Raw genomic sequence first — 6,309 nt, forward strand, 5'->3', positions numbered from 1 at the left:
GGGGTGGGGGGAAGGGTGCGGTCGAGGGGGTCGCGCAGACGGTCGGGCAGGCGGCGGTGAGCGGGGACCTGGGGTCGTTGACCCCGGAGCAGCTGCTGATGGGCGCTTCCAGCGAGGCGGTCGGGGGCGCGGTCGGGGGCGCCAAGGAGCAGATGCACTCGGTGCACGAGGCGAACATTCCGCGGGCGGACTCGGATGGTGACTCCGATGGGGCTGGGGAGTCGCGTTCGGATTCGGCTTCTCGGTCTGATTCGGAACCGGAGTCTCGAGGGGAGTCGTCTTCGGAGCCTGAGTCTCGGCGTGAGTCCGAGTCTCGCGGTGAGTCTTCGTCGGAGCCCGAATCGCGCCGCGAGACCTCTTCGGAGCCGGAGTCGCGAGAACCGCGTCACGAGGCAGCATCCGAACCCGAATCGCGAGGCGAAGAACCGCGGCGCGAAACGTCCTCCGCGCCGGAATCGCGCCAGGAAGCCTCTTCGGCGCCTGAAACGCGCAGCGAGCAGCCGCGTCCGCAAGAACCGCGCCAGGAAGCGTCTTCAGCACCCGAATCGCGAGGCGACGAACCTCGGCGCGAGACGCCGTCGCCGCCGGCAGCGGAGCCGGAGGTCCGGCGAGAGCCCGAATCGCAGCAACGCGCGGACAGCACGCCGCAGGGTCAGCAGGCTGCGTCGCAACCGGTCGCCGAGCACCGCGCGCCCGAGGCGTCGCGGCCGAGCGCGGACCAGCAACCGGAGCGTCCGGTGGCGGAGCAGCGCGAGGCACCGGCTTCGGCACCGAGCCAGCCATCGACGAGCACCTCGTCCCAGGGCGGCTACGGAATGGCCCCGCCCCCGGAACCGGGCCGCCAGAGCGGCGGACGCCCGCAGGACAACGTCGGAGCGGCCGGCTTCACGGGCACCCCGAGCCAGCCGTTCGCGGCGGATGGCGGGCCGGCGGGATTCCCGTCACCGCAGCAGTCGCCCCCTCCGGGCGGTTTCACGCCGGGTGGATTGCCGAACGCCGGCGGTCCGGGAGGAACGGGTGGCGGCGGTCCGCGACCGTCCGGGCCACCGGCGGCGGGGGAACAGCCGCGCCGGGTCCCGCCGCAGGATCCCCGCCGGATGCTGCAGGGCGGTCCGCCGCCGGGTGGGCACCGCGCAGGAGGTCAGCCCCCGCAGGGTGGACGGCCGCCGCACGCTGCCCAGCCGGGCGGCCACCCGCATGGTGGCCAGGCGCCGCAGCTCGGTGGCCAGCCGCCGCACGGAACGCAACCCGCTGGTCAGCCGCCGCATGGTGGGCAGCCGCTGCACGGGGGACAGTCGGGTGCCCAGCCCAGGCATGGCGGGCCGCCGGCTCAGCCCGGCGGTCAGCCGCCCCACGGGGTGCAGCCGGGCGGGCCGTTCAACGGGCAGGCACCTCGACCCGGCGGTCAGCCGCACGGCGCGCCGGCAGCTCACCCCGGGGGTCAGCCCCCGCACGGGGTGCAGCCTGGCGGGCAGCCGGGTCAGCCCGGCGGGCAGCCGCTTGGGGGGCAGCCACGTCAGTCTGGTGGGCAGCCGCCGCTCGGTGGGCAGGCGACTCAGCCTGGTGGGCCGCCGCTTGGGGGACATCCGCTTCACTCCGGTGGGCAGCCGCCGCTCGGTGGGCAGGCGCCGCTCGGTGGGCAGGCGCCGCTCGGTGGGCAGGCGACACAACCTGGCGGGCAGCCGCCGGTTGGTGGGCGGCCGATTCAGTCCAATGGGCAGGCGACTCAACCCGGTGGGCAGCCGCCGGTTGGAGGGCAGGGCGTGCCGCCCGGGGGTTTGCCGCCGCATGGGGTGCCGCCGGGGGCTCAGGGTGGGCAGACTCCGTTGCCGCCTGGGGGACGGCCGCCTCATGGTGGGGGGCCGTCGCACCTGCCGGGGCAGGCGCCTCAAGGTGGGTTGCCTCCGCAGGATCCGCGGCGGATGCCGCCGCATTCGGGGATGCCGCCGCAGGGTGGGCCGCGTCCGCCGGTGTCCGGTGGGCAGCGTCCGGCCGGGTATCCGAACCAGCCTCGCGGTCCCCAGGGTTCCGGGCCGCACCCCGGTGGGCGGCCGCCGATGCCGCCTCCGCCCGGTGGACGGCCGCCGCACGATCCTCGGCTGGGGTCGTCTTGGCCTGCTGGGCCGCCGGTTCCGCCGCCGCGGTTCGGGCCGCCGCAGGAGCACCTGCCGCCGCGCGGGCCGTTCGAACCGCCGCGGACGCAGCAGCCGGCCGAGCCCACGCAGCAGCCGGTGGCCGAGCAGGTCGGCGCCGAGCGGCCGGAGCCGCGCACGCCGGCGCCCGCCGAGCAGGTGCCGCCTGCGGACCGAGGCGCACCTGGCGACCAGCAGCGAACGCCCGCCGACGAACGGCCGGCCGAGCGCGAGCCTGCCCAGGAACGCCCGGTCGAGCAGCCCGCCGCCGAGCAGCCGGAGCCGCACACGCCCGGGCAAGATCGCGCGGGCGAACAGGCTCCGGCCCAGGAAAGCCTCGACGAACAGCACACGCCTGCGCAGGATCGCGCGGACGAGCAGCGCACGCCCGCCGACGAACGCCCAGCGGAAGACCCGGCCACCGCCGAACACGAGCGCGCGCCGGAACGCCCCACCGAGGATCCGCACGCGCCTGGCCAAGACCGCGCGGGCGAGCAGCGCACGCCCGGCGACGAACGCCCAGCGGGCGACCCGGCCACCGCCGAACACGAGCAGCACACGCCCGAACAAGACCACGCGGACGAACGGCCGACCGACGAGCGCGACACTCCCCCTGAGCAGTCCGGCGACGAACACCCCGCGGAGCAAGACTCCGAGCAGCGGCCGGCGGGTGAAGCGCACGACGACGGGCAGCCCGGCCTCGACGAGCCCTATCTCACCGATCCTCGGTTCCACACCGATGATCCCGCCGGCATCCGGCGGATCGAAGACACCTTCATGGACTCCGGGAAGACGAGCGACCAGGACGGTGAGTGGCGGCACGAGCAGCTCCACCGCGAAGCTCGCGCGAAGCGCGACGAGTGGCACCCCGGGATGTCCGACGCCGGGGCCGTCGCCGTGCACGCGTACACCCGGACCGAGATGGTCGGGCCGCTCAACCACGCGCTACGAATGGGCAGTCCCGAACTCGCTCACCTCGCTCCGCAGGCCGCCGCGCTCGTTTCCGGGCTCAATGAACTTCCGCCGCACGAGGGCGTTGTCTCGCGGCGGGTCGACTTCAAGGGCGATCTGTCGCGGCTTCAGGCCTTCCTCGCTCGGTTCCACGATGGTGCGCACATCACCGAACCGTCGTTCCTGAGCTCGTCGAAGGTCGACGCGCAGCACCCGCGCAGCAACTTCCCCGGTGAAGTCGAGATGCGGATCCAGTCGAAGACCGGTCGCGACGTCGAAAAGCTGGCCAGCATCGGGCACGAACGCGAAGTCCTCTTCAAGGCCGGGACGCAGTTCAAGATCACCGGCATCGAAGAGGGGCCCGGTCACCCCAACCACAAGCCGGCGCCGGTGCGCGGGGAACCGCACTACGTCGTGCACGCCGAAGAGATCGCGCCCGGTGATGCGGGGCACCTCACCGGGCGCGATGCCCACGACGCCATCGAGCAGCGCCGGGCCGGGGAGCGGGCCGACGAGGACCGCTTCCAGCGCGAAGCCGACAAAGAGCTCGCGGAGTTCTACGAGAAGTACCCCCAGCACGCACCGAGCAACGACCTGGCGTCGAAGCTCAACCCCTTCGACCCCCCGGGTGCCGAACCGCTGCCCGAACGACGGCCGCCGGCCACCGGGGAGCCGGAGGGTGGCTGGGCGCAGCTCGCCGAGCCGCTCACCCCTGGTGGTCAGCCCGTCCTGCACGCCGGGTCCGTCGAGACGCCGCAGCAGCACGCTCGCCTCGTGCGGGACGCCGTTCCCGAACTGACCGGGGTCAACACCCGCAACCACTACAGCCCGGATGGCCTCGAGAACGGCTACCGGACCAACGCCGCCGAATCGGTGGTCGCCTTCGATCGGCGGATGAACGGCGAGGACGTCATGGCCGGGCCGGCTCGGCAGCAGAGCCTCGGTGAGCAGCTCGGTGGGCCGTGGGACAGCCGCGGGAGCTTCGACGACGTCGCCCGGGACCTCGGGGAACGTCCGGTCGGTGCGCGGAGCGCCGTCGCCTTCGAGACGCCCGCGGGGGAGTCGCGGCTGGTGGCTGCCGTGCACACCGAGCACGGGGTGCTCTTCGCCGATCCCGTCACCGGGCGGCTCGCCGAACTGCCGCACGACGCCACCGGGATCCACACCATGCCGCTCGGCGGCGGGGACGCCCCTCCGCACCACGTCGCCGAAACCGCGCCGATCAGCGACCGGCTCAACCCGGTGTCCGAGCGGGTACCGCACGACGAGAACTACCTCTTCGACGGCGAGCACCGCGGCACCCCGGCCGACCACGAGAGCATCCGCCGCGCGGTCGGCGACGAGGACATCTACCAGGAGATCCACGACCACGCGCTGGCCAAGCGCGACGCGGCCGAGCACCTGGCGCACCTGACCGACGAAGGCGCCGTCGCGCTGCACGGCTACACCCGCGGCGAGTACGCCTACGACGTCAACGAGGCCCTGCGCCGCGGGCCCGACCACCCCGGGTTCGAGCTCGCGCAGCAGAACGCCCGCGCGATCATGGACGGCCTCAACCAGATCCCGCCCTCGTCCGGCGAGACGGTCCGCGCGCACGACCTCCGCGGCGACGCGCGCCTCGCCGATCTGGTCGCCAAGCCGTACGAACCGGGCTCGGTGGTCGTCGAGCCCGCGTTCTCCAGCGCGACGATCAAGACCGACGCGTCGACGACGTCGAAGTTCGGCGACGACGTGGAGCTGCACGTCCGGTCGAACAACCTGCGCGACATCTCGAAGCTCGCCGAGAACCTCGGTGAGAACGAATCGCTGTCCCGGCCCGGCACCCAGCTACTGATCCACGAGCGGCGGCTGGAGGTCGTCGAGGGCCGCCGCAAGTGGATCATCGTGGCCGAGGAGATCGGGCCCGGCCACCCGCGCTACCTCGACCCCGAGACCGCGAAGCAGAAGATGGCCGAGCGGCGGGCCGAGAACGAGCGCAACGCGCCCGAGTTCGAACGGCGCATGCAGTCCGCGATCTCGGATCGGCTCGGCGGCGGCGCGGAGCCGCAGCACGTCGCACCGCCACCGGAGCAGCCGACGGTCCACGACGTCCACGACGCTCCCGCGGAACCGCCGCCGCCCCCGGTGTCGGTGCACGACTACTCGCGGCTGGCCCGGGCGACCAACCCGCCCGCCGAACCCGCCATCCACGCGGGTGGGACGACGCCGTCCGAGCGCGCCGCCTACATCAACGACCGCCACCCGCACCTGCGCGACGTCAACCCGGGCTTCCACCAGCCGGGCGCCCTCGAAAACGGCTACCTGACGAACTGCACACGCGGCCCCCGGGCCTACATGGACCAGCTGCGCGGTGTCGACACGACGGCCGAGCCGATCCTGCCGCACGAGATGGGCAGCCGCGGCACGCTCGAACACCTCGAGGGCGAGTTCGGGGAGACGTTCTCCGCCCGTGGCGGCTACGACGACGTCATCCGCGAGATGCGCGGGATGCCGGTCGACCACCACGCCGTGGTCGCGGTGAAGTACCCGGGCCCGAACGGCGTCGAGTACGGGCACGTGGCGATGGTCGTGCACACCCGCGAGGGCGTCGCGTTCATCGACCCGCAGTCCGGTGACCTGATGCACCTGCCGCAGCCGGCGACGAGCGTCAAGCTGATGCACATCGGCACACCGGACGAGGTGCACGCCCGAACCGAGCACAGCCAGACCGAGCACGGCCCGGCCGAGTCGCACGGCGGCTACGGAGCCGCGGAGCCGGTGCGCGCGGACGCGGACCGCTTCCTCGTCCGCGAGGACCTCCAGGCCGCGCTGGCGCACCCGGACCTGGCGAACGCGCACGTCGAAGCCAAGGACGAGCTCGGCCGCGCCCACGACCTCGGCCCGCTCAGGGACTACCTCGAAGCGCAGCTGCCGAACCGGCCCGAGCTGGTCCGGCTGCTGAGCGACGAGGCCAACGCGTACATCGCCGACTCGCTGGCCAGGCGCCCGCTCGCGCTGGGCAACCTGCTCGCGCACGACGAGGCCGTGCGGATCTTCGAGGACTCCCTGCGGGACGTCCACGAGCAGCGGGAGCACGGCACGCTCCCGGAGGAGATCCCGGCGGAACCCCAGCACATCGAGCTGGGCGAAACCGAACGGCGGGTGTCCGAGGAAGCGACCGCGGACAACGCCCGCTACGAGGACGCCGACCGCCGTCAGCCGCCCTACCCGCGGGAGCACCTCGGCA

The 6,309-nt window shown here is 73.6% G+C and carries 2 protein-coding genes; one reads left to right on the top strand and one right to left on the bottom strand.

The window, feature by feature from the left end:
• Positions 1-941 precede the first annotated feature (941 nt).
• Positions 942-1,586 (bottom strand): hypothetical protein, encoded by a 645-nt coding sequence (locus CCN39_RS39155; protein ID WP_086851017.1) that lies wholly within the window; start codon positions 1,584-1,586, stop codon positions 942-944.
• A gap of 645 nt (positions 1,587-2,231) precedes the next feature.
• On the opposite strand from CCN39_RS39155, the gene CCN39_RS39160 reads away from it, so the two are divergent.
• Positions 2,232-6,309, top strand: a 4,078-nt coding sequence (locus tag CCN39_RS39160) for a toxin glutamine deamidase domain-containing protein (protein WP_244211193.1), incomplete at its 3' end; no start/stop codon positions are given.

Source organism: Amycolatopsis kentuckyensis (assembly GCF_002155975.1).
GTDB classification, from domain to species: Bacteria; Actinomycetota; Actinomycetes; order Mycobacteriales; family Pseudonocardiaceae; genus Amycolatopsis; species Amycolatopsis kentuckyensis.

What these genes read in the sequence shown, in the direction of transcription:
- CCN39_RS39155 (WP_086851017.1), bottom strand. Translation starts at nt 1,586, where the DNA reads ATGTCCCCCAAGCGGCGGCCCACCAGGCTGAGTCGCCTGCCCACCGAG.